Origin of the sequence: Streptomyces sp. NBC_01381, from assembly GCF_026340305.1 — a bacterium.
Classification (GTDB): domain Bacteria; phylum Actinomycetota; class Actinomycetes; order Streptomycetales; family Streptomycetaceae; genus Streptomyces.
This window is the reverse complement of the sequence record NZ_JAPEPI010000002.1, coordinates 685,300-706,993: the sequence shown is the minus strand read 5'-3', so window position 1 is coordinate 706,993 and position 21,694 is coordinate 685,300. Positions and strand designations below refer to the sequence as shown.

14 protein-coding genes are annotated in these 21,694 nt (G+C 72.0%); 5 read left to right on the top strand and 9 right to left on the bottom strand.

Features of this window, described 5'->3' with window-relative positions:
• Positions 1 to 38: 38 nt before the first annotated feature.
• Entirely contained in the window at positions 39 to 3,854 is a 3,816-nt protein-coding gene (locus OG453_RS24995; protein WP_266870705.1) for a multifunctional oxoglutarate decarboxylase/oxoglutarate dehydrogenase thiamine pyrophosphate-binding subunit/dihydrolipoyllysine-residue succinyltransferase subunit, read from the top strand.
• 62 nt (positions 3,855 to 3,916) lie between these two features.
• On the opposite strand, the gene fxsT is transcribed toward OG453_RS24995, so the two are convergent.
• The 7 genes from fxsT to OG453_RS24960 form a co-directional block, all read right to left on the bottom strand.
• Positions 3,917 to 6,949: an FxSxx-COOH system tetratricopeptide repeat protein gene (gene fxsT, locus OG453_RS24990; RefSeq protein ID WP_266870704.1), complete on the bottom strand. Its 3,033-nt coding sequence runs from the start codon at positions 6,947 to 6,949 to the stop codon at positions 3,917 to 3,919.
• Between the two features lie 54 nt (positions 6,950 to 7,003).
• Positions 7,004 to 8,269, bottom strand: coding sequence for an HEXXH motif-containing putative peptide modification protein (locus OG453_RS24985; RefSeq protein ID WP_266870703.1), 1,266 nt, complete (start codon positions 8,267 to 8,269; stop codon positions 7,004 to 7,006).
• Positions 8,266 to 8,541 (bottom strand): hypothetical protein, encoded by a 276-nt coding sequence (locus OG453_RS24980; RefSeq protein WP_266870702.1) that lies wholly within the window; start codon positions 8,539 to 8,541, stop codon positions 8,266 to 8,268. Before OG453_RS24980 ends, OG453_RS24985 begins: the two co-directional genes overlap by 4 nt.
• Before the next feature lie 136 nt (positions 8,542 to 8,677).
• Positions 8,678 to 11,785, bottom strand: a complete 3,108-nt coding sequence (locus tag OG453_RS24975) for an SAV_2336 N-terminal domain-related protein (protein ID WP_266873122.1) — start codon at positions 11,783 to 11,785, stop codon at positions 8,678 to 8,680.
• Positions 11,786 to 11,801: 16 nt separating this feature from the next.
• Positions 11,802 to 12,815, bottom strand: coding sequence for a MoxR family ATPase (locus tag OG453_RS24970; protein ID WP_266870701.1), 1,014 nt, complete (start codon positions 12,813 to 12,815; stop codon positions 11,802 to 11,804).
• Between the two features lie 131 nt (positions 12,816 to 12,946).
• Positions 12,947 to 15,007: a trypsin-like peptidase domain-containing protein gene (locus OG453_RS24965; RefSeq protein ID WP_266870700.1), complete on the bottom strand. Its 2,061-nt coding sequence runs from the start codon at positions 15,005 to 15,007 to the stop codon at positions 12,947 to 12,949.
• A complete protein-coding gene (locus OG453_RS24960) occupies positions 15,004 to 15,402 on the bottom strand; it encodes a CU044_2847 family protein (protein ID WP_266870699.1) in 399 nt (132 codons plus the stop codon). The genes OG453_RS24965 and OG453_RS24960 overlap by 4 nt, the downstream gene beginning before the upstream one ends.
• A 120-nt stretch (positions 15,403 to 15,522) precedes the next feature.
• Here OG453_RS24960 and OG453_RS24955 point away from each other — a divergent pair, with 120 nt between their 5' ends.
• Complete coding sequence (locus OG453_RS24955) at positions 15,523 to 15,705, top strand: DUF6104 family protein (RefSeq protein WP_003961784.1); 183 nt, start codon at positions 15,523 to 15,525, stop codon at positions 15,703 to 15,705.
• Between the two features lie 122 nt (positions 15,706 to 15,827).
• Here OG453_RS24955 and OG453_RS24950 read toward each other — a convergent pair whose 3' ends face one another.
• A complete protein-coding gene (locus OG453_RS24950; protein WP_266870698.1) occupies positions 15,828 to 16,727 on the bottom strand; it encodes a TIGR03620 family F420-dependent LLM class oxidoreductase in 900 nt (299 codons plus the stop codon).
• Positions 16,728 to 16,864: 137 nt separating this feature from the next.
• Between OG453_RS24950 and OG453_RS24945 the strand changes: the two genes are divergently transcribed.
• Positions 16,865 to 17,458, top strand: a complete 594-nt coding sequence (locus OG453_RS24945; RefSeq protein WP_266870696.1) for a TetR/AcrR family transcriptional regulator — start codon at positions 16,865 to 16,867, stop codon at positions 17,456 to 17,458.
• Between the two features lie 996 nt (positions 17,459 to 18,454).
• Here OG453_RS24945 and OG453_RS24940 read toward each other — a convergent pair.
• On the bottom strand, positions 18,455 to 19,294 hold the full coding sequence (locus OG453_RS24940; RefSeq protein ID WP_266870695.1) for a hypothetical protein: 840 nt from the start codon (positions 19,292 to 19,294) through the stop codon (positions 18,455 to 18,457).
• 204 nt (positions 19,295 to 19,498) lie between these two features.
• Between OG453_RS24940 and OG453_RS24935 the strand changes: the two genes are divergently transcribed.
• Positions 19,499 to 20,536: a DUF4097 family beta strand repeat-containing protein gene (locus tag OG453_RS24935; RefSeq protein ID WP_266870694.1), complete on the top strand. Its 1,038-nt coding sequence runs from the start codon at positions 19,499 to 19,501 to the stop codon at positions 20,534 to 20,536.
• Position 20,537: 1 nt separating this feature from the next.
• Entirely contained in the window at positions 20,538 to 21,689 is a 1,152-nt protein-coding gene (locus OG453_RS24930) for a helix-turn-helix transcriptional regulator (RefSeq protein ID WP_266870693.1), read from the top strand.
• Positions 21,690 to 21,694: the final 5 nt, after the last annotated feature.

Genomic DNA, 21,694 nt, shown 5'->3' with positions numbered 1-21,694 from the left:
TCCATCACCTTGTGAAGCGGAAGAGGGCGGTTACCGCCGTGTCGCCACAGTCCCCCAGTAACTCGAGCATCTCGACCGACCAAGACGGGCAGGGCAAGGACCCTGCCGTCGCCTTCGGTCCCAATGAGTGGCTCGTCGACGAGATCTATCAGCAGTACCTCCAGGACCCGAATTCGGTTGACCGAGCCTGGTGGGACTTCTTCGCCGACTACAAGCCGGGAGTAGCGGCGGCCGCCGCCGCCACCCCGGTGAAGCCGGCGGGTGACGCGGCCGCGGGGGCCGCGTCCACCACCACTCCCGCCGCTCCGGCGGCCCCGGCACCCGTGGCTCCGGCCGCGCCCGCAGCGCCCGCGGCCCCGGCCGCGAAGCCCGCAGCCGCCGCGCCGGCAGCCGGGGGCGGCACCGCACAGGCCGCCCCCGCCGCAAAGCCCGCAGTCGCGAAGCCCGCAGCCGCCAAGGCCGCGCCCGCGACCGAGGCCCCGGCCGGTCCGGAGTACGTGACGCTGCGCGGCCCCTCGGCCGCCGTCGCGAAGAACATGAACGCCTCGATCGAGGTTCCGACGGCCACGTCGGTCCGCGCGGTCCCGGTGAAGCTGCTCTTCGACAACCGCATCGTCATCAACAACCACCTCAAGCGCGCCCGCGGCGGGAAGATCTCCTTCACGCACCTCATCGGGTACGCGATGGTGCAGGCCATCAAGGCCATGCCGTCGATGAACTACTCCTTCGTGGAGAAGGACGGCAAGCCGACCCTGGTCAAGCCGGAGCACATCAACTTCGGCCTCGCCATCGACCTGGTGAAGCCCAACGGCGACCGCCAGCTCGTGGTCGCGGGCATCAAGAAGGCCGAGACCCTGAACTTCTTCGAGTTCTGGCAGGCCTACGAGGACATCGTCCGCCGTGCTCGCGACGGCAAGCTCGGCATGGACGACTTCACCGGTGTCACGGTCTCCCTGACCAACCCCGGCGGCCTCGGCACCGTCCACTCGGTCCCGCGTCTGATGCCCGGCCAGTCGGTCATCATGGGCGTCGGCTCCATGGACTACCCGGCCGAATTCCAGGGCACCTCCCAGGACACCCTGAACAAGCTCGGCATCTCGAAGGTCATGACGCTCACGTCGACCTACGACCACCGGGTCATCCAGGGCGCCGCGTCCGGCGAGTTCCTGCGGATCGTCGCGAACCTGCTGCTCGGCGAGGGCGAGTTCTACGACGAGATCTTCAAGGCGCTGCGCATCCCCTACGAGCCGGTCCGCTGGCTCAAGGACATCGACGCCTCGCACGACGACGACGTCACGAAGGCCGCCCGCGTCTTCGAGCTGATCCACTCCTACCGCGTCCGCGGCCACGTCATGGCCGACACGGACCCGCTGGAGTACAAGCAGCGCAAGCACCCCGACCTGGACATCACCGAGCACGGCCTCACCCTGTGGGACCTGGAGCGTGAGTTCGCGGTCGGCGGCTTCGCCGGCAAGTCCATGATGAAGCTGCGCGACGTCCTCGGCGTGCTGCGCGACTCGTACTGCCGCACCACCGGCATCGAGTTCATGCACATCCAGGACCCGAAGCAGCGCAAGTGGCTGCAGGACCGCATCGAGCGCACGCACGCCACGAAGCCCGAGCGCGAGGAGCAGCTGCGCATCCTGCGCCGGCTGAACGCCGCCGAGGCCTTCGAGACGTTCCTGCAGACGAAGTACGTCGGCCAGAAGCGCTTCTCCCTGGAGGGCGGCGAGTCCGTCATCCCGCTGCTCGACGCCGTCATCGACAGCGCCGCCGAGTCGCGCCTGGACGAGGTCGTCATCGGCATGGCCCACCGCGGCCGCCTGAACGTCCTGGCGAACATCGTGGGCAAGTCGTACGCCCAGATCTTCCGCGAGTTCGAGGGCAACATGGACCCCAAGTCCATGCACGGCTCCGGCGACGTGAAGTACCACCTGGGCGCCGAGGGCACCTTCACCGGCCTGGACGGCGAGCAGATCAAGGTCTCGCTCGCGGCCAACCCCTCCCACCTGGAGACGGTCGACCCGATCATCGAGGGCATCACCCGCGCCAAGCAGGACGTCATCAACAAGGGCGGCACGGACTTCACGGTCCTGCCGGTCGCCCTGCACGGTGACGCGGCCTTCGCGGGCCAGGGTGTGGTCGCCGAGACGCTCAACATGTCGCAGCTGCGCGGCTACCGCACGGGCGGCACGGTCCACATCGTCATCAACAACCAGGTCGGCTTCACCGCCGCCCCGGAGTCGTCGCGTTCTTCCATGTACGCCACGGACGTGGCCCGCATGATCGAGGCGCCGATCTTCCACGTGAACGGCGACGACCCCGAGGCCGTCGTCCGCGTTGCCCGTCTGGCCTTCGAGTTCCGCCAGGCGTTCAACAAGGACGTCGTCATCGACCTCATCTGCTACCGCCGCCGCGGTCACAACGAGTCGGACAACCCGGCGTTCACGCAGCCGCTGATGTACGACCTGATCGACAAGAAGCGCTCGGTGCGCAAGCTCTACACCGAGTCCCTCATCGGTCGCGGCGACATCACCCTGGAAGAGGCCGAGCAGGCGCTGCAGGACTTCCAGGGCCAGCTGGAGAAGGTCTTCACGGAGGTCCGTGAGGCCATCTCGCAGCCGGCGCAGGCCGAAGTGCCCGCCGCGCAGCCCGAGTTCCCGGTCAACGTCGACACCGCGATCTCCCAGGAGGTCGTCAAGCGGATCGCCGAGTCGCAGGTCAACATCCCCGACCGGGTCACGGTCCACCCGCGTCTGCTGCCGCAGCTGCAGCGCCGCATGTCGATGGTCGAAGAGGGCACGATCGACTGGGGCATGGGCGAGACCCTCGCCATCGGCTCGCTGCTCCTCGAGGGCACCCCGGTCCGCCTGTCGGGCCAGGACTCGCGCCGAGGCACGTTCGGTCAGCGCCACGCGGTGCTCATCGACCGCGAGACGGGCGAGGACTTCACGCCGCTCCTGTACCTCTCGGACGACCAGGCGCGCTACAACGTCTACGACTCGCTGCTCTCCGAGTACGCGGTGATGGGCTTCGAGTACGGCTACTCGCTGGCCCGCCCCGAGTCCCTCGTCATGTGGGAAGCGCAGTTCGGCGACTTCGTCAACGGCGCGCAGACGGTGGTGGACGAGTACATCTCGGCCGCCGAGCAGAAGTGGAACCAGCACTCCGGCGTCACGCTGCTGCTTCCGCACGGCTATGAGGGCCAGGGCCCGGACCACTCGTCCGCCCGCATCGAGCGCTTCCTCCAGCTGTGCGCGCAGAACAACATGACGGTCGCGATGCCGACCCTCCCGTCGAACTACTTCCACCTCCTGCGGTGGCAGGTGCACAACCCGCACCACAAGCCGCTGGTGGTCTTCACCCCGAAGTCGATGCTGCGCCTCAAGGCGGCGGCCTCGAAGACGGAGGAGTTCACGACGGGCGGCTTCCGCCCGGTCATCGGCGACGCGTCGGTCGACCCGGCGGCGGTCCGCAAGGTCGTCTTCTGCGCGGGCAAGCTGTACTACGACCTCGAGTCGGAGCGCCAGAAGCGCGGCGTCACGGACACGGCCATCATCCGCATCGAGCGTCTGTACCCGCTGCCGGGTGCCGAGCTCCAGGCGGAGATCGCCAAGTACCCGAACGCCGAGAAGTACCTGTGGGCGCAGGAGGAGCCGGCGAACCAGGGCGCATGGCCCTTCATCGCCCTCAACCTCATCGACCACCTGGACCTGGCGGTCGGCGCGGACATCCCGCACGGCGAGCGCCTGCGCCGCATCTCGCGGCCGCACGGCTCGTCTCCGGCGGTCGGTTCGAAGAAGCGGCACGAGCAGGAGCAGGAGCAGCTTGTGAGCGAGGTCTTCGAGGCGTAAGCCAAACGGATCTCAAAGGGCCCGGCATCCCCCAGGGGTGCCGGGCCCTCCGTCGTCTCCGACTAGCCCAAGTACGCCTCGAAGTCCCAGTACGGGCGGTTGCGTTGGCGGGCCGAGAGGGTGTGCGGGTGCTGGGCGCCGAGCGTGCGGGTCAGTGCGAGGAGGCCGTCCTCCTCCAGTTTCTCAGCCTCCTCACGCTCCCGCAGCGCGCGCAGGTCGGCGGCGAGCGCCACCTGGCAGGACAGGGTCAGCGGGTGCTCGTCGCCGAGCGTGTGGCGGGCCCGCCGCAGGGTTTCCCGGCTCAGCTCGGAGGCTTCCACGATGCGTCCGTTGAAGTTGCGCGCACCGGTGGCGTTGAGCGCGCAGCCGAGCACCCAGGGGTGGTCGGCGCCGAGCGTGGCCGTCAGGCCGCCGAGCGCGGACTCGAACATCGAGAGGGCCTCGGCGCGTTCACCGGCCGCCTGCATGATCATTCCGGTGTTGGCGACCATGCCGGTGGCGACGGGGTGCGCGGGTCCGAGCAGGGCGCGGTAGCCGGCCTCCGCCTCGGCGATCAGGTCCCTGGCCTGGCTCAGATCCCCGTGCTCGCGCAGGTAGTTGCCGTAGTCCGTGATGAACGACAGCGTGCGGTAGTGGCCGCGGCCGTGCACCTGCACCAGCTGGTCGAGGAGGCCGGCCATCGTGGCCCCGACGTCCTGCTGGAAGCCGCCCTCGCGGCGTCGGCAGAGCGCCAGTTGGGCGTGCGCGGTCAGGGTCTGCGGGTGCTGCGGCCCGAGCACCTGCACGTGGAGGCGCAGCACGGACTCCTGGCGGGCGACCGCGTCGCGGTAGCGGCCGAGCAGCCGCAGGTCGTGGGCGCAGGCGTTGCCGGAGTTGAGGGTGTTGACGTGCCGGGCGCGCAGGACGCTCTCGCGCCGGGCGAGGGTCTCGACGTCTAGTTCGTACGCCTCCTGATAGCGGCCGAGGAGCCGCAGGCCGACGCCGAGGTTGTGCCGGGCGTTGAGGGAGACCAGCTCGTCCGGGCCGAGGAGCCGCCCGGCCTCCTCAAGGACCTTTGCCTGAAGCCCGATGGACTCCTCGTACTGCCCGAGGTGGCGCAGGCTGGCGGCCATGGCGCTGTTGGTGAGCAGTTCGCCAAGATCATTGCGCGGGGTCGCGCCGCGCAACCGTTCCAGCTGGCCCTTGTCGAGCTCGTACGCCTCACGGAAGCGGCCGCTGGCCCGCAGGATGTTGCCCTCCTGCGTGGTCAGGTCCAGCATCGGCTGGGCCAGCGGGTCCATGAACCCGGACCACCGGTGGCGGATCTGTTCGGCCAGTTCAAGACCGGCCTTGAACTCGCCGCTGCGCAGGCAGTAGCGCAGACAGTTCAGTACGGCGACCTGAACCCTTTCGCTGGTGCTTTCGAGGGTGCCCGAGGGTTCCAGGTGCGGCAGCAGCTCCGCGTACCGGGGCCATTGCCTGCTGTCCATGGGGTTGCCGGGGTCCGCTTCGGCGAGCAGCCTGCGGACGGCCCTGCGGTAGGTCTCGCGGCCCTCGTCGTCGGTGAGCCGGGTGACGATGTCGTGGACGAGCCGGTGCATGTGCACCGACTCCTGGTGCGGGCCCATGTCGGCGTTGGCGGGACCGCGGTTCTCACGGCTGAGGACCGAGTAGTTGACGAGGGTGTCCAGGGCCCTGGTCCAGGCGGGCAGATCGGTGGCCATCCAGCGCAGTTCCTCGGGCAGATCGGCCTGCGGGTAGGCGCGGATCAGGCCGAGCGGGATACGGCCGGGGGCGAAGGACGTACACAGGTTGAGGACTTCGATGGCCTGCGGCTGGGAGCGGCGGAGCCGGTTGATCAGTATCGACCAGGAGGTCAGCGACGAGTGGGGCAGGCCGTCACCGGTGGAGAGCTCGTCGGCGGTGGAAAGGCGCCGCTCCCGCACCATGCGCAGATACTCGGGCGCCTCCATGCCCGATTCGCCAAGCCAGGAGGCGGCCTGGACGAGCGGCAGAGGGACGTCGCCGAACTCGGCGGCCACCTCGTCGGCCTCTTCCGCGGTCACGTGCGGGGCGCGGCGCATCAGATAGCCGGTGGACTCGGACCGGTCGAAGCTCGGCACATCGAGCAGGTCGGTGTGCTCGCCCCAGCCACGGTTGCGCGAGGTGATCAGGACGTGGCCGGGGCCGTTCGGCAGCAGGACGTTCGCGCCGTCGATGTCGTCCCAGCCGTCGAAGATGACGAGCCAGCGGGAGTGCGGCTGGCCGCGCCGCAGCGCGTCGCGCACCGCGCGGATGCGTTCGCCGGGCTCGTTTCCGCTGTTCAGGCCGAGCGCGACGGCCAGTTCACCGAACCGGTCGCGCTGGATGTTGCGGTCGTCGGAGTTGACCCACCAGACCGCGTCGTAGTCGGGGCGGAAGCGGTTGGCGTACTCGGCGGCGATCTGGGTCTTGCCGATGCCGGACATGCCGACGAGGGTGCAGGCCGCGTTGCCCCGTTCGGCGTCGGTGAGCCGCTGGTGGAGTTCGAGGAGGAGGTCGTCGCGACCGGTGAACCGGGGGTTCCGGCGCGGCACTTCGCCCCAGATCTCGGGCTGGGCCTCGGGGAAGCGGACACCGCGGCCCGGGACGGCCCGGCGGGAGACGGGCCTGACCTCCAGGCCGAGCCGGCTGAGCAGACGCTGTTCGGCCTCCTCTTCACCGAGGCCCCACAGGGCGGCCGGTTCGAGGACGGCGGTGGCCGGCAGCAGGGGGCGGTTCGTCAGGTTGACGGCGGCGAACCGGTCGGCGTTGGCCGCCACGAAGCCGCGCAGTACGTCATTCCATTCGCTGGCCGGTCGCGGGCCCAGCTCGAAGAACCAGTCGTTGAGGACGAGGAGCACCCGTCCACGGGCGAGCAGCAGGTCTCCGAGCGCGTCCGCGAGGGGCGCCTCGCGCTGCGGGTCCCACCGCTGGAGGACGGCCTGGTGGCCGTGGCTCTCCAGCCGGTGGGCGATCCAAGCGGCCCACGGCCGGTGGTAGCCGGGGAAGACCACCAAGAAGCGCTCCGGCCCTTCCGCGCCGCCCCGGTCCGAGGTCCGTCGTCCGGACCCGCCCGACCGCCGTTCATCCGCCATCTGTACTCCCTCTGCACCTGCACGTACCCAATGTCACTAATCGTGGACACAGTGTCATCCGAGAAGCCGGGAGCACCGGCCAAGGCTCGCGTGGTGTCTGCCCATTTCTCTCGTGAACTCCCGCCCCTCAAAGGTCAGTTCATCGGATTCGAGCAGGATCGACAAGGCGCTTTCGACCTGATCGCGGTATGCGTCGAACTGCTCTGTGGACCGACGCCGCCACGACCGGGGCGTTTGCGTGCCGGCGCCCGCCCGTCGCCACAGGTCGGTGAGGGCCAGATGGGCATAGGCGCCCTGGAGGACGCCCGCTATGGGACGGGGGTCCGGACGCCAGCCCACGCGGTGCACGGCAGCCCCATCCCGCTCGCACAGCGGTACGAGCTCTTGCAGGGCGGCCAGTTTGGTGTGGTGCGCCTCATGGACGAGTACTTCCGCCATCTCCTCCGCACTGACGGGCAGTTCGGCAAGGACCGCCCCGGGCGCGGCCCGCAGGGTGGCGCTCATCGGTTGCCGCGCGCCGTGGCGGACACCGGGTCCGAGCGGGACCACGGCTCGCAGGACGACGCCGATCTCGGCGACCCGGCCGGGGTCGGTGGCCAGCAGGAGCCGCCGGGCGCCGCGCCAGCGCTCCGCCCAGGACCGGTGCGGCGCCTGGCGTCGCTCGGCGGCGGGCAGCGCGGCGGGACCGATGCCGGAGGCCGGTACGCGGTAGGGGTCCAGGTCGTCGAGGACGACGGCGTCGTCGGGCAGGTCACGCAGCCCGGACCAGCCGCGGCCACCACCGCGCGGCCGGCCCCCCGGTGGAACATGCAGAAGGGTGCCACCGGGGATTCCGCCGCCCTCCGCTCGCAGCAGCCCGGCCCGGATCCGCAGCCGGGCCCGGCCGGCCGGGCAGCGAAGGACACCGAGCCCCGGCAGCGCGAGCAGGCCCGATGGAACCTCGACGGCCATGGTGACCTGACAGCCCGCGCGCACGGCGGCGGTGGCGGCGACGGCGCCGAAGTGCGTGAGATGCCGTTCGAACGCGGGCCCGTCGGGCGCGGCGAGGTTCGCGGCGAGCCAGGCGCCGGTCATGGGGTAGTCCAGGACGTCCCGGACAACTGCGGGACGGGCCAGCTCGGCCTGCTCGAGGACCTGCCAGTCCCGGTCGAACCGTCGGCGCACGACGGGGTCCATCCGGTCGACCCGGGCGATGAGGGCCTTGAGGAGCACCATGCGGCGGGTGTGCAGCCCGGCACGCAGTGCCGTCGTACCCGTCGGGAGGGGTCTGGTCCTGGCCAGCTCTGCGAAGACCGCGGAGGATACCGGCGCCAGCGTCACCCCGCCCTTTCCTCACCGGGCGACAATCGACCGCTTCCGGCCGGAAACTGGTGGTCGACGGGCCTGCTCCGGACAAAGTCGGGGTCGGTGGGGCCGTACCAGGACTCGCCGAGATCCCGCGACTGACCGAGCACCCGCTCGACCGCTTCGGCGAGCCGTGGATCGTCCATGGCACGCAATGTCCGCAGGTCCACGTGGGCCAGGTCGAGCAGGAGCGGAGCTCGCCCGGGGCCCCCTTCGGGGCCGGTCACCCATTTCACCTGCTCCGACACCGTCGGCTCCTCTCTCACGACACCCGTCCCGTACGGCCGTCACGGCTGCACGGTTCTTCCCGAGGCCGGTGAAACAGAAACCTGTTCGACTTAACTCCGGCCACACGTCCGTTTGTTGCGCGGTGCGCACTGCTTGCTAGGCGGTGAGCACTGCCCGCACCCCTCCCCAGGTGCACCACGGCGGGGACGCCCGGTCCCAGTCCTCGTCGGACAGCCGGTCGGCACCGGGGAGTGCGAGCTCGTCGGCACCGACGGCCGCCGCTCTGGCGCGGGTCAACTCGACCTCCTGCCAGTCCACTTCACGCAGCACGCCGGTCAGCTGCCGCCACTCGTCGGCGGCCGACCGGTAGGCGGTGCGCGCCGCCGCCGAGCGGCCCATCAGTTCCAGTACGCCGCCCTGCCCGTGCAGCGCACGCGCCGCCGTCACCGACCCCGGCGCACGGCCGTAGGCGATGCGGGCCTCCTGTTCGGCGTGCTCGTACGCCTGCAACGCCTCGGCGAGCACGGGAGTTCCGGTGCGGCGGCGCAACTCGACGATGACCCGGCCCAGTTGGAGCCGCCCCTCGGCGCGGACCCGTGCGTCGCGCGCACCCCGGATCGCCTGGCCGAGGAGGTGGCGGCTCTCGAACAGGTCGGGCAGGAAGCCGAGATGACGGAAGCGCTGGGCGAGCGCGCTGCCCACCAGGCCGAGCAGCCTGCCGCGGTCGGGGGCGCGCGCGGGCAGCGCCGTGAGCGCCTCGCGCAGCACGTTCTCGGCGCGGTCGACGATCGCCGCGCCGGTCTCCGCGGCGGCGCGGCGCAGCAGCGACTCGCCCCAGACGGTGAGCAGTCCGCTGCGGCGCTCGCTGTCGGGCGGCGCGAGGTGGGCGGCTGCTTCGTAGGCGCGGTCGGCGTTCTGGTGGTCGCCGTTCGCCTCGTGGAAGGCCGCCCGTGCGGAGAGGCAGCGCAGGCGCAGCGCCGGGTCCGTACCGGCGGCCTCTTCCGCCCTGGCGAACACGGCTGCGGTCTCCTCGGGGGTGTCGACGACGCCCAGGGCTTCGGCCAGGTCGAGCAGGGCCGGGCAGCGTACGCCGTCAGGGGCGCCGTCGGCGTCCAGCATGTCGCAGGCGGCGCGGAGTTCGCGGGCCGCGGCGGCCGGATTCCCGTCGGCGAGCAGGAGGCGTCCGCGGCGCAGCAGCAGGGCGCGGCGGCGGTCGGCGGGCCACTGCGCGGGGTTGCCCGGCAGCGCGGCGAGCGCCCGCTGAAGGAAGTGCGCGTCCTGCGTGGTGCGCCACAACTCGTGCTGTACGGCGGCGAGTTCGAGGGCGACGTCGGCGTGGGCCGGGCTGGCATCGGCGGCCGCGCGGAGGGCTTCGTCGAGTACGGCCGCTGCCTCGTGCAGCAGGGTGAGGCGGCGCTCGGTCCCGCGTACACGCGCCGTCGTGGACTCGGCGCGCAGCACCCGGCCGAGGACGAGGCGGGCCCGTACGGAGCTTTCGGCGTCCTCGGCGGCCCCGTCTCCGCTGCCCCGCAGCGCCGCCTCGGCCTGTGCCCGCGCGCGGAGCAGCACGGAAGGGTCCGCCTGGTCGTGCCACCTGGCGAGGAGCCGCTCGGCCTCCAGGAGGGGCTCGGCGGCGACGAGGTCCGGTTGGTAGAAGCGCAGGACGCGGGCGGGGACCGTGGCGAACAACTCGGACTCGACTCCGGAAGCCGTCGTGTCCGTGGTGTCCTCGTCGGCGCCGGCCGCGGTGCCCGGGTCGCTCTCCTGCTCGTCGTGCCCGGCGATGCGGGCCGCCGCGAGGGCGGCGAAGTTACGGGTGCCACGGTCGAAGTGGCGTTCCACATAGGCCGAGCAGTGCTTGAGCACGAGGCCCGCGGCGGCCCGGTCGAGGGAGCTGAGGAGCAGCTCCTGGACGCGTGCGGGATAGACGAAGCAGGGCCGCGCCTCCGTTCCCGGCAGCTGCCTGAGCAGCCCGCCGAGCAGGACCTCGGCCAGCTCCATCGGCCCGGTGTCGGGCAGCATGGTGCGCTGCACGAGCTGCATGACGGGCAGCGAGAGCGGGGCCGCAGCGAGACAGACGGCGAGCCGCATGGCGCCGGGCGACGCGGTGGCCCGGAAGGCCCGCAGCAGGTCGTCGTCGCTGCGCCCCGCCGGCGGTACGGGGGCGAGCGGGGCTCCGGAGCCGTCGGACTCCGGGGTCACCCAGGCCGCCCAGCCGGGCACGGGTCCGCCCTGACCGGCAAGCAGCCGCGCCCAGGCCGCGAACGCCTCGGGGGTCGGCTGCAGCACGGGGATCGCCTTGGCTCCGCGGGGCAGCGGCTCCCACGGCTCGTCGGCGGGGTCGAAGACGGTGCGGCCGCCCGGTTCCGGCGTACGCGTGAGGAGTCCCGGCTCGGCGGGCAGTGCCGTACGCGCCCACAGCCGGGAGGGCAGCGGCTGGATCACGGCGATCGGCGAGCCGCCGGGCCAGGTGCGCAAAAGGCGCTGCGCCGCGCCGTTCTGCCACAGCGGGCCCACGCAGTCGCTGACGACCAGGGTGAGGCGGCGGCCCGCCGGATCGTGCAGCTGGTCGGCCGAGCGCAGGCGGGTGCGGCTGTGCGGTCCTGTGGTGGTGCCGACGAGCGGTACACCGTCGCCGTTGTCGTACAGCTGGTGGACCTGGACGTCGCGGAAGACCCCCGACTGCTCGCAGGCTTGCCGCAGTTCCTCGACCAGCTGTTCCCACACGGCCATCGCGGGCCCGGTGTCCATGAGCAGCTGGACGTCGACGCTCCGGTGGCGGGCCGCGCGCAGGACGGGGACGAGGAGGCCGGTCACGGCGAAGCGTTCGGCGGTGGCGTCCTCGTCGAGGCTGCCGTCGACGGGGCGGACGGGGTACGGGGCGTAGCGGCGCAGGGGGCGCAGGGCCTGCTGCAGGCCGAGCAGGCCGGGCAGGGCGGCCGCCGCGGGGGCGCGCACGGGAAGACCGGGTCCCGCGTCACGGGAGTCCGCCGTGCCGCCCGGCAGGTGCAGGGGCACGTCCGCGGATCCCGCCGCCCGGAGCGGCGGTTCGGGAGCTTCCGCGGCGGCTGCGTCGTCCCCCTCCCCCGCCGGTTCCCGGGTGCCGTCGGACCGCGGTGGGGCGGTGTCCTGCGGGGCGTCCGGTTCACCGGGCCGGGAGGCGTGCGGGAGCCACTGAGCGAGCCAGACGGCGTCGGCGACCTCCTCGGCGGTGGGGTCGAGGCCGCCGTCACGGAGCCTGCCGATGAGCTCTCCCAGATGCATCCGCTGCACCGGGCCATCACCTCGAACGGTCGAGTGGCCGCATGAGCAAGGTGGCGATCCGCTCCCGGGTGAGGCGCTCGGTGTGCGGGGCGTGCTGGGTGAGATAGAGGGCGTTGAGGAGCTGGTCGGCGGCGATGACCTCGCCGGGCTCGCGTTCCAGGAACCGGTCGATCAGATCCCGGCCCTCGGCCGCGCCCGCGCCGCCGAGATGGGCCTCGACCATCGACTTGAGCTGCTCCTCGCCCGGCGGCTCCAGTTCGAGCTGGACGCAGCGCCTGAGCAGCGGGGCCGGGAAGTCCCGCTCGCCGTTGGAGGTGAGCACGATGAACGGGAACGTGGTGCAGGCGATCCGGCCTCCGGTGACGGTCACCTTGCGGCCGTCGTCGGTGAGCACCTGGACGGCGGGTTCGCGGTCCGCGATGCGTTCGAGCTCCGGTATCGCGAACTCGCCCTCTTCCAGGGCGTTCAGGAGGTCGTTGGGGAGGTCGAGGTCGCTCTTGTCGAGCTCGTCGATGAGCAGCACGCGCGGCAGGTCGGAGGGGAGCAGCGCGGTGCCGAGTGGTCCGAGCCGGATGTACGAGCCGATGCCGGGCGCCGCCGCGTGGCCCCCCGGCTCGCCCTGGGCGCGCTCCAGCTGGACGTCCTGGAGGCGGCCGATGGCGTCGTAGCGGTAGAGCCCGTCCCGGAGGGTGGAGCGGCTCACGATGGGCCAGCGAAGGACCCGGCCGAGGCCCAGCTCGTGGGCGACGGCGTAGGCGAGGGTCGACTTTCCGGTGCCGGGGTTGCCGGTCGCCAGGAGCGGGCGGCGCAGATACAGCGCGGCGTTGACGGCGTCGGTCTCGGAGGGCCTGGGTGCGTAGTTCTCGACGAGGGTGCGCTGGAAGCCGAGCCTGCGGGCCGTGCTCGGGTCGGTGCCCGGTTCCGCGTCCCGTCCCGATGCGGCGAAGTCGCGCCAGGGGGGCGGGGCGGGTAACCGCTGCACACCGTCGTGCGGCTCACCGACACCGCGGTAGATCCGCCAGTCATTCACCTTGGGCTCCTCCCGGCTCTGGTGAGGCCGCGCAGCGGGTACAGGCGACGATGACACTACCGCCGACCTGCCCGGCGTTTCGACCCTGATTCCGGTCCCCTTCCGGCCTCCTTCCGGAATTTGACGGTCCATCAAGTCTCCATGGGTGGCGGCGAGATGGCTTCAGCACCATACGGCGGACGGTCCGGAGGGTCGAACAGAACGGCGATTCCGTCGGCCCATCCGGAGTCTGCGGCCAGTTCCGGGGTGCTGGCGTGGACGCGCAGTTCCTGGATGCGGTCGCGGAGTCCGGCGGCGCTGCCGGCCTTGGCCAGAAATCGGCCTGCCCGGTCGTGGAACTCCTGGCAGTCGTCGTGGTTCTGGCCGTTGCGCCGCCACAGGGCGAGCGGGTGTCCGGCGGCGAGGGCGGTGGACATGGCGGCGAAGCCGTCGCCGTGTTCGACGTGCCCGCAGTAGACCGGCACCGATCCGCGCTCGGCCCCCATCAGCCTGCCGAACGCCGCGGGCCTGCTCTCGCGGCGTACGGACGGGCCATGCCCCGACACGGCTGCCTCGTCGCGCAGCGGCACGGCGGCCAGCGGGCCGTCGGCGGCGTTCCACAGCCGCCGCCACTCGGGGATGGCGTCTCTCGCGTTGCGCCTGCGGTCGCGGATGACGACGACCCGGCGCCGGCCGAGCGGCATGTAGGGCGGGTCCCACTCGTCGTAATCGTCGTCGTCGGCGCCATCGGGTATCAGGCGCCAGGCGTCGATCGGTTCGTCGAACAACTGCCGTGGCAGCAGGGCCTCGACGGCGGCGAGGTTCTCCCCGCTGTCGCCCTGGCGCAGCGCGCTGGCGAGGGGCCCGCGCAGGGTCCTGCGCAGTTGGGAGCGCGGCACTCCACGGTCGTCGCCGTCGAACGGGCTCACGTCGCGGCCGTCGAACAGCAGCTTGACCCGCCACGGGTAGCGGCCGCCGTAGTCGGGTTCGCCGACCTCCACGAGGACGTCGGCACGGGCCCGGCTGCGGTTCTCCCGCACGGTCGCGGTCGGCGGGGGCGCGACGTCCGTGCCGTTCAGGACCGGGGCGAGGGCGTGGCCGATCTCCTCGGCGATCGGGCCGCGGGCCATCTCGGACCGGAAGGTCACCCAGTCGGCGAGGTCGCGCAGCGCTTGTGGCGCGGCCGTGTCGCGGCGGGTGAGCGCGGTGTGCCGGGCGACCTTCGCGGCGTACAACAGCACGGCGTCGAGGTCGAGTTCGTGCGGTTTCGCCTTTCCCCGGATGTCCGGCAGGTCGTGCAGGAGCCCGGCCCCCTCGCGCCAGCTGCGCGGGTCCTGCTCGATGGGCGAGCGGAAATCCTCCGCCAGCACACGAGCCTTGACCTCTTCTACGAGCTCCATGACCTCGCCGGGGCCGCTGGGCGGCGGGAGTTCGGCGAGCAGGCCGTACAGGTGCACCCGCAGGTCCGGGGTGAGTCCCGGTGCGCCACGGGTGCGCAGCTTGAGCTGGGTGCGCGTCCAGTCGTCGGAGCCGCCATCGCGGTAGCGCCGCAGGTGGTGGCGGTCGTGTTCGCGCAGCACCGTGTGCAGGACGTCGCCGCCCGGCAGGTCGTACAGCTCGTGCAGCGCGGTGACCGGGACCGCGAGGCCCTCGCTGCGGCCGACGGCCTTGACCACGGCGATCACGGCGCCGGACTCCCGGTCGACGACGGGCCCGCCGGAGACTCCCTCGACGGGCAGGACGCCGGTCAGCAGCAGCGTCCGGGTGTCGTGCGCCTGGGCCTGGCCGAGCCCGTCGCGCACTCCGAGGTCACCGGTCTCCCGCGACCAGCCGTGCAGGCTGATCTCGGCGGGGATGGACGGGGGCCGCTCGCTCAGCCAGACGCAGGGGGCGTCGCGCGCGTCCGGGACGTGGACCAGGGCGATGTCGGGGACTTCCCAGCGCGACCGGTTCTCTTCGGGGACCGAAGGGCGGGGCTTGGCAAGGACGACCCTGCCCGTGGCGGTGCCGCCCTGCCAGACAACGCCGACGGCCTGCTCGCTCCGCCACACTGCGGCTCCCCCCTTTCCCACGACGTGTGCGCAGGTCAGCAGCCACTGAGGGGCAATGAAAAAGCCCGAGCCCCAGTAGTGGTCACCGTGCTGCTCATACCCCTCGCCGGGCTCCACGATGCGCGCGAGTGAGGGGCGCACTGTCCCCTGGAAGGCGCTCATTGCACGCCAGTCGCCGTGGCCGCTGGTTCTGTCGCTGGTTCCGTCGTGGGTTCTGTCGCGGGTTCCGTCGCGGGTTCCGTCCAGGTCAGCGACACGGAAACGGACGCCTTGCCGCCGCCGTCGGCGAGGACACTGACGACCTTGCCGGACTGGGCGGAGAGCTCGATGCCGAAGTTCACGGCGACCTCGACGGGGGCGGTGGGTGCGAGCCCGGCGCGCAGGGAGCGCACCACCCCGCTGACGACGTCGCTCAGTCCGCTCGCCATGTCGATGACGCGACCGCCGACCCCGGTGTCCCGGAAGCCGCTGCCGCCGTCGATTTCCTGTGCCTCGGTGATGCGCGCCCAGACGGCGGTGCCGTCGTCGAGCCGAATCTGTGCGATCCCATCCGTCACAAAGACCCCCGTTCCCCCATGACAAGGAGGAGAAGGCTAACTCGATGCATGGGGCAAGGGCGAGGGAATGACGCCTATCCTGGCTGAGACAGAGCGTTTTCGAGTCCAGCGGAGCCCCCCTTGTACTTCACCGACCGTGGCATCGAGGAACTGGAGAAGCGGCGCGGCGAGGAGGAGGTCACCTTCGAGTGGCTCGCCGAGCAGCTCCGCACCTTCGTCGACCTCAACCCGGACTTCGAGGTGCCGGTGGAGCGCCTCGCGACGTGGCTGGCCCGCCTCGACGACGAGGACGAGGACGAGTAAGGGGTGCGCCCCTTCGGGGCGCCCCGAAGGGGCGCGGGGAACTGCGCGACCAGCCACGACGGAGCCGCAGACGAAGAACGGCACCTACCTGGCACTTCCCGCGGAGCGCCAAGTACGCGTCATCAAGTAAGCGCGGAGGCCAGCTCGCGCCACTGAGGCAACGGCAGCGCACCGGGCTCACTGGTGAGCACCTGCACGCAGACGTGATCCGCACCCGCCGCGAAATGTTGCTCCACGCGCGCGTGGAGAGCGTCGACATCTCCGTAGGCGACGATCGCATCGACCAGGCGGCGGCTCGGCCCGCCCACCGTGTCCTCGTCACCGAAGCCCATCCGCCGTACGTTCGCGGCCTGGTGAGGAGCGTTGGCGATGTAGCCCGCGACATGCTGGGCGGCCACCTCGCGGGCCCGCTCGATGTCCGTGTCCAGTACGACGGCCTGCTCGACGCCAAGGAACGCGTCCGGCCCCATGATCTTGCGCGCGAGCGCGGTGTGCTCGACGGTCACGAAGTAGGGGTGGGCGCCCCAGGTGCGTTCCGCCGCGAGCCCCAGCATCTTGGGTCCGAGGGCGGCGAGGACCCGGCGGGGAGCGGGGTCGGGGACAGGGCCGTTCACGGGGGCGGCGTCCATCGCATCCAGATAGCGGCGCATGGTCGTCAGCGCCTTGCCGCGCGTAGGAATGGGGAAACCGTCCACTTCGGAGACGGTGTCGTCGACCCGGTGCCCCCCAAGCCCCAGGAGATAGCGCCCCGGGAACGCCTCCCCCAGGGTGCGCTCCGCCGTCGCCATGGCGAGCGGCTCCCGGAAGGCGATGTTGGCGATGCCGGACGCGACGACGATGCGCCGCGTCGCCCCGAGCAGCAGCCATGCCTGCCCCACCGCGTCCCGCCCGAACGCCTCCCCGTACCAGAGCGCCCCGTACCCCAACTCCTCGATCTCCGCCGCCGCTTCACGCACCCGCCCGGCGGGGTGCCCTTCGAAGTCGAAGGTCCAGATGCCAACACGTCCCGGCGAACCGGTCATCCGCACTCCCCTGACCATCATCCACAATCCGGAGAACCTCTCCAGATCTGATCCGGCCGCTACGATACGGAGAAGTTCTCCGCATAGCTAGTCCGGGTCAGCCGGGAACGCTCCACGCGGGAGGAGAGGATGGGGCCATGGCTGACGACGACACCAAGGCACGCGGGGCCGCGAGGCAGCCCCGCGCGGACGCGCGCAGGAACCGCGAGCGGATCTTGGAGGCGGCGCGGGAGACGTACGCGGAGGCGGGCCCCGAGGCGTCGCTGAACGAGATCGCCCGCCGCGCGGGGGTGGGCCCCGGCACGCTCTACCGGCACTTCCCCAGCCGTGCCGCGCTCCTGACGGCGGTGCTCAAGGACCGCGTGGACGCACTGTGCGGCCGCACCCACGAACTCCTGGCCGCGGACTCCGCGGACGACGCCCTGGACGACTGGCTCCGCGCGTTCCTGGCGCACGCGCGCGTGAACCAGGGCCTGGGCGGCGCCTTGCTGATCGAGGAGCTGGAGACCCCGGACGCCCTGGGCTTCGACTGCCACCAGCGCATCCGCGACACGGCATCGAGCCTGCTGACCCGGGCCCAGACAGAGGGCACGGCCCGCAAGGACCTCCTCCCCGCCGACATGATCCAACTGGTGGTGGGCATCGCCGTTTCCACCCCCCACTCACCAACGGACCCGACCCAGCCGGACCGCCTCCTGACCCTGACCTTGTCGGCGATCCACACCTCCTGACGCCCAGCATCGACCCTGGAGCGATTCGCCGCGCGAGGCTGCCAACGCTGCAAGCGACCCGCGCCGCCCACCCAGGCCCCGGACGCGCTTCCACCTTCGGCCGCCCGACCGGGCAGGCTCCGCGCCCACAGCCAGCCCAGGAACAACTCCCGCCTCGCAGCCCCAAACCGGGGACACCAGCCCCGCCCTGAACCTCGCCCCTGAACACGGCCCAACCCCCCACCCAGGCCCCAGACGCGATTCCACCCCCCGACACCCGACCGGGACACAATCCACGCCCGCAGCCAACCCTTGAGCAACTCCCGCCCCGCGGCCCCAAACCGGGGACGCCAGCCCCGCCCCGGACCTTGCCCTTGAACGCGGCCCATCCCCCCACCCAGGCCCCGGACGAGATTCCACCTCCCGACGCCCGACCGGGACACAAACCGCGCCCGCAGCCAACCCTTGAGCAACTCCCGCCCCGCGGCCCCAAACCGGGGACGCCAGCCCCGTCCCGGACCTTGCCCTTGAACGCGGCTCATCCCCCACCCAAGCCCCGGACGCGATTCCGCCTCCCGACCCCGGCCACCCTGGAGCGACTCCTATCCCGACACCGCCCCGGCACGCGATCCGCGCCCCTCACTCAAAGGCCGGACGCGATTCCTGCCCCCGACCCGACCCCGCGCGCAATCCCGCCCACCACTCAGATTCCGCACGCGCCCCCCACCTCCCGGCCCAAATCCGGGACGCGATCCCCCCCTTCCGGCCCCACCCCTGGAGCGACCCCCCGCGTCCGGACACCGACCCCGGCACGCGATCCGCACCTCTCCCCCAAAGGCCGGACACGATTCCTGCCCCCCGACCCGACCCCGCGCGCAATCCCGCCTACCGCTCAGATTCCGCACGCGCCCCCACCTCCCGGCCCAAAACCGGGACGCGATCCCCGCCCCCGGACCTACCCCTCGACGCGAGCCACGCATGCCGCCGGATGCCCGGCAACCCCGGCAACCGGCCCCCTCACCCCCGCCAAGACGCGGCGTCAGCCGCCCGTACCCGGTCGTATGCGAAACCCAAGGCCCCGTGCACGACCAGCAGCACGCCGGCCGCGACCCATCCCCCGCTGCGCCGCCGCAGGCCCCACGCGGCGAGTGGCACTCCGGATGCCACCTGGACGGCGGCCAGGGCGCGAGCGCGGGGGCCCCGCAGCCATGGGCCGAAGCGGCCACGTTCGACGACATCCAGCTCCGCGCGTACCGCGTCCCGCCATCCCGACCACTCGACCTCGCGGACACCCGGGAGCACATGCGCCACCGACCGCAGCCGGTCGGCCGGCTCTCCAGGGCCCAGTCCGGCGGGCAGGGCCACGCCCGCCCGGGTCAGCACGGCGAGCAGGCCCAGGAGTCGCGCCCGGGCGTCCGCCTCCGAGTCCGGGCTGCCCAGAGCCTCCAGCGCCTGCACGTCCAGTACGGGGTCGAGCCCCAGGCGGGCGGCGAACGTCCGCATCGCCTCGCCCTCGCCGACGGGCGTGCCGTTCGCCAGCCATACGTATCCGACCGTGCGGCGGAAGCCCGCCGCGAGGATGTAGCCGGAACGGTCGGCGTCCCACCACAGCGCGACCACCGGCCAGGGCGCCCCGACGGCGAGCGCGGTCGCCCACCCGGTGAGCACCTGGTCCACCGGCTCACCGCCGTGCACCCAGGGCTTGCCCTCGGGCACGAGCACGCTCCAGTCGCGCCCCGCCGGGGCCAGCAGCATCCGCTCGCGCAACAGTCGGGCGGCGGGCTCGACGACGTCGGGTTCGGCCCGGCAGAGCAGCAGCGCACCGACGGCGGCGCGCTCGGAGTCATCGGACGACATGGCCCCACGCTAGGACACAACGGTGCATTCGGCGCAGAGGAGTCGGCCGCCGACCGAGCCCGCACAGCCGGTATCGCGACCAGTCTTGACTTTCCGTATCCGCGATATATCGTGTGTAGCAGAGACGCGATATGGCGCGTTCCGTCCGGAGCTCGTGGGCCGCCCGGCCTGCCCGCCCCCGGCCCGCCCGAGGAGGTCAGCCCGATGTCAGAGTGGTCCGTCGCCGAGCCCCAGAAGCTCACCTTCGACGCCCCCGTGACGACACTCCATGTCCGCGTCGTCAACGGAACGGTGAACGTCGTGGGCACCGACGAAGTTTCCGCGCGCCTGGAGGTCTCCGAGATCGAGGGGCCGCCGCTGACCGTCACACAGTCGGACGGCACCCTCTCCGTCGCGTACGACGACCTGCCCTGGAAGGGCTTCCTCAAGTGGCTCGACCGCAAGGGCTGGCGGCGCAGCGCGGTGGTCTCCCTGGCCGTCCCCGCGGGCACCCGCGTCGAGGTCGGCGTCATCGGGGCGGGCGCCGTCGTCTCAGGCATAGAGGGGCGCACGGAGGTCAGGGGCGTCACGGGCGACACGACCCTGGTCGGCCTCTCGGGCCCGGTCCGGGCCGACACGGTCTCCGGGAGCGTGGAGGCGCAGGGCATCACCGGCGACCTGCGGTTCAACTCGGTCTCCGGCGACCTGACCGTCTTCGAGGGAGCGGGCTCCTCCGTTCGGGCCGAATCGGTGAGCGGCTCCATGATCGTGGACATCGACCCGGCGGGCGCTCCGACCGACATCGGCCTGACGAACGTATCGGGGGAGATCGCAATCCGGCTGCCCCACCCGGCGGACGCGGAGGTGGAGGCGAACACCGCGAGCGGCGCCGTCTCCAACGCGTTCGAGGATCTGCGGGTCAGCGGACAGTGGGGGGCGAAGAGGATCACCGGCCGGCTCGGCTCGGGCAGCGGAAAGCTGAGGGCGACCACGCTCTCGGGATCCATCGCGCTGCTGCGCAGGCCGGCGTTGGAGGAGGGCCCGATGGAGGAGGGTCCGATGGGGCAAAGTCCGATGCGGGAAGATCCGTATGGCGAGGCCGCACCGGCCACGCCTCCGACGGACACCCCTCCGGCGGAGACTCCCCCGACCGACACACCCCGGGCCGACGACGCTGCCGCGAGCAACACCGCCCCGAGCGAGACCGCTCTGAACGGGACCGCTCCGAGCGACGCCGCCCCGAACGACAAGAAGGTGCTCTGAGATGGCCCCCGTGTTCGCCCACGGCCGACTGCGCCTGTATCTGCTGAAGCTCCTCGACGAGGCCCCGCGCCACGGCTACGAGGTGATCCGCCTCCTGGAGGAGCGCTTCCAGGGGCTCTACGCACCTTCGGCGGGCACGGTCTACCCGCGCTTGGCGAAGCTGGAGGCCGAGGGCCTGGTCACGCACACCACGGAGGGCGGCCGCAAGGTCTACTCCATCACGGACGCGGGCCGCGCCGAACTGGCCGACCGCAGCGGCGAGTTGGCCGATCTGGAGCTGGAGATCCGCGAGTCGGTCGCCGAGCTCGCGGCCGAGATCCGCGACGGCGTCCGCGGCGCGGCGGGCGAGCTCCGCCGCGAGATGCGCGCGGCAGCAGAGGAGGCCCGCACGTCGGACGGCAAGGGCGCCAAGAACGGGACCGGCGGCACCGGCGGCACTGACGGCACTGACGGCACCGGCGGCAAGGCCTTCCCCGACCCCTCCGACTTCTTCGACAGCTCCTGGGGCGACAGCAAGGAGAGCTGGCGCCAGGCGAAGGAAGAGTTCAAGCGCGCCAAGCAGGAGTGGAAGGAGCAGGCGCGCCGCGCGAAGGACGAGACCCGCAGGGCGCGCGAGGAGGCCCAGCGCGCCCGCCGCCAGGCCCAGGACGCACAGGACAAGGTCCGCGCCCAGGCCCAGGAGGAGATGCAGCGCATCGCGCGGCTCGTCCAGGACCAGGTGCAGGACCACTTCACGCGCGGCGACTGGCCGACAGGGGTCCGTGAGGGTTTGTCGGAACTGGCCAAGGAGTTCGGCGAGTTCGGAAAGGACTTCGGGAAGGACTTCGGCAAGGAGTTCGCGAAGGGCTCCGGGAAGAGCTCCGGCACGGCGAAGGCATCCGGCGAGGGCGCAAGGCCCACCGCCGAGGAGCCCAAGTTCACCGCGGAGCGCGAGGACGCGGTCCCCGCCGAGTACGTCCCCGACTGGTCCCAGGAGGACGGCACCGGCAACCCGGCCCGCGACCTGGACCGCCTCCTGGACCGCTTCCGCGACGACATCCGCGACGCGGCCCGGGACCACGGCGTGACAGAGGACCAACTCCGCGACGCCCGCCGCCACTTGTCCACGGCGGCCGCCCACATCGGCGCGGCGCTGCGCACACCGAAGGGCTGACGCCG

Excerpts from the sequence above, each read along its gene's own strand:
- fxsT (WP_266870704.1), bottom strand. The coding sequence starts at position 6,949 with ATGGCGGATGAACGGCGGTCGGGCGGGTCCGGACGACGGACCTCGGAC.
- OG453_RS24940 (WP_266870695.1), bottom strand. The coding sequence starts at position 19,294 with ATGTCGTCCGATGACTCCGAGCGCGCCGCCGTCGGTGCGCTGCTGCTC.
- OG453_RS24950 (WP_266870698.1), bottom strand. The coding sequence starts at position 16,727 with ATGACCGGTTCGCCGGGACGTGTTGGCATCTGGACCTTCGACTTCGAA.
- OG453_RS24965 (WP_266870700.1), bottom strand. The coding sequence starts at position 15,007 with ATGAGCGCCTTCCAGGGGACAGTGCGCCCCTCACTCGCGCGCATCGTG.
- OG453_RS24930 (WP_266870693.1), top strand. The coding sequence starts at position 20,538 with ATGGCCCCCGTGTTCGCCCACGGCCGACTGCGCCTGTATCTGCTGAAG.
- OG453_RS24945 (WP_266870696.1), top strand. The coding sequence starts at position 16,865 with ATGGCTGACGACGACACCAAGGCACGCGGGGCCGCGAGGCAGCCCCGC.
- OG453_RS24975 (WP_266873122.1), bottom strand. The coding sequence starts at position 11,785 with ATGCATCTGGGAGAGCTCATCGGCAGGCTCCGTGACGGCGGCCTCGAC.
- OG453_RS24935 (WP_266870694.1), top strand. The coding sequence starts at position 19,499 with ATGTCAGAGTGGTCCGTCGCCGAGCCCCAGAAGCTCACCTTCGACGCC.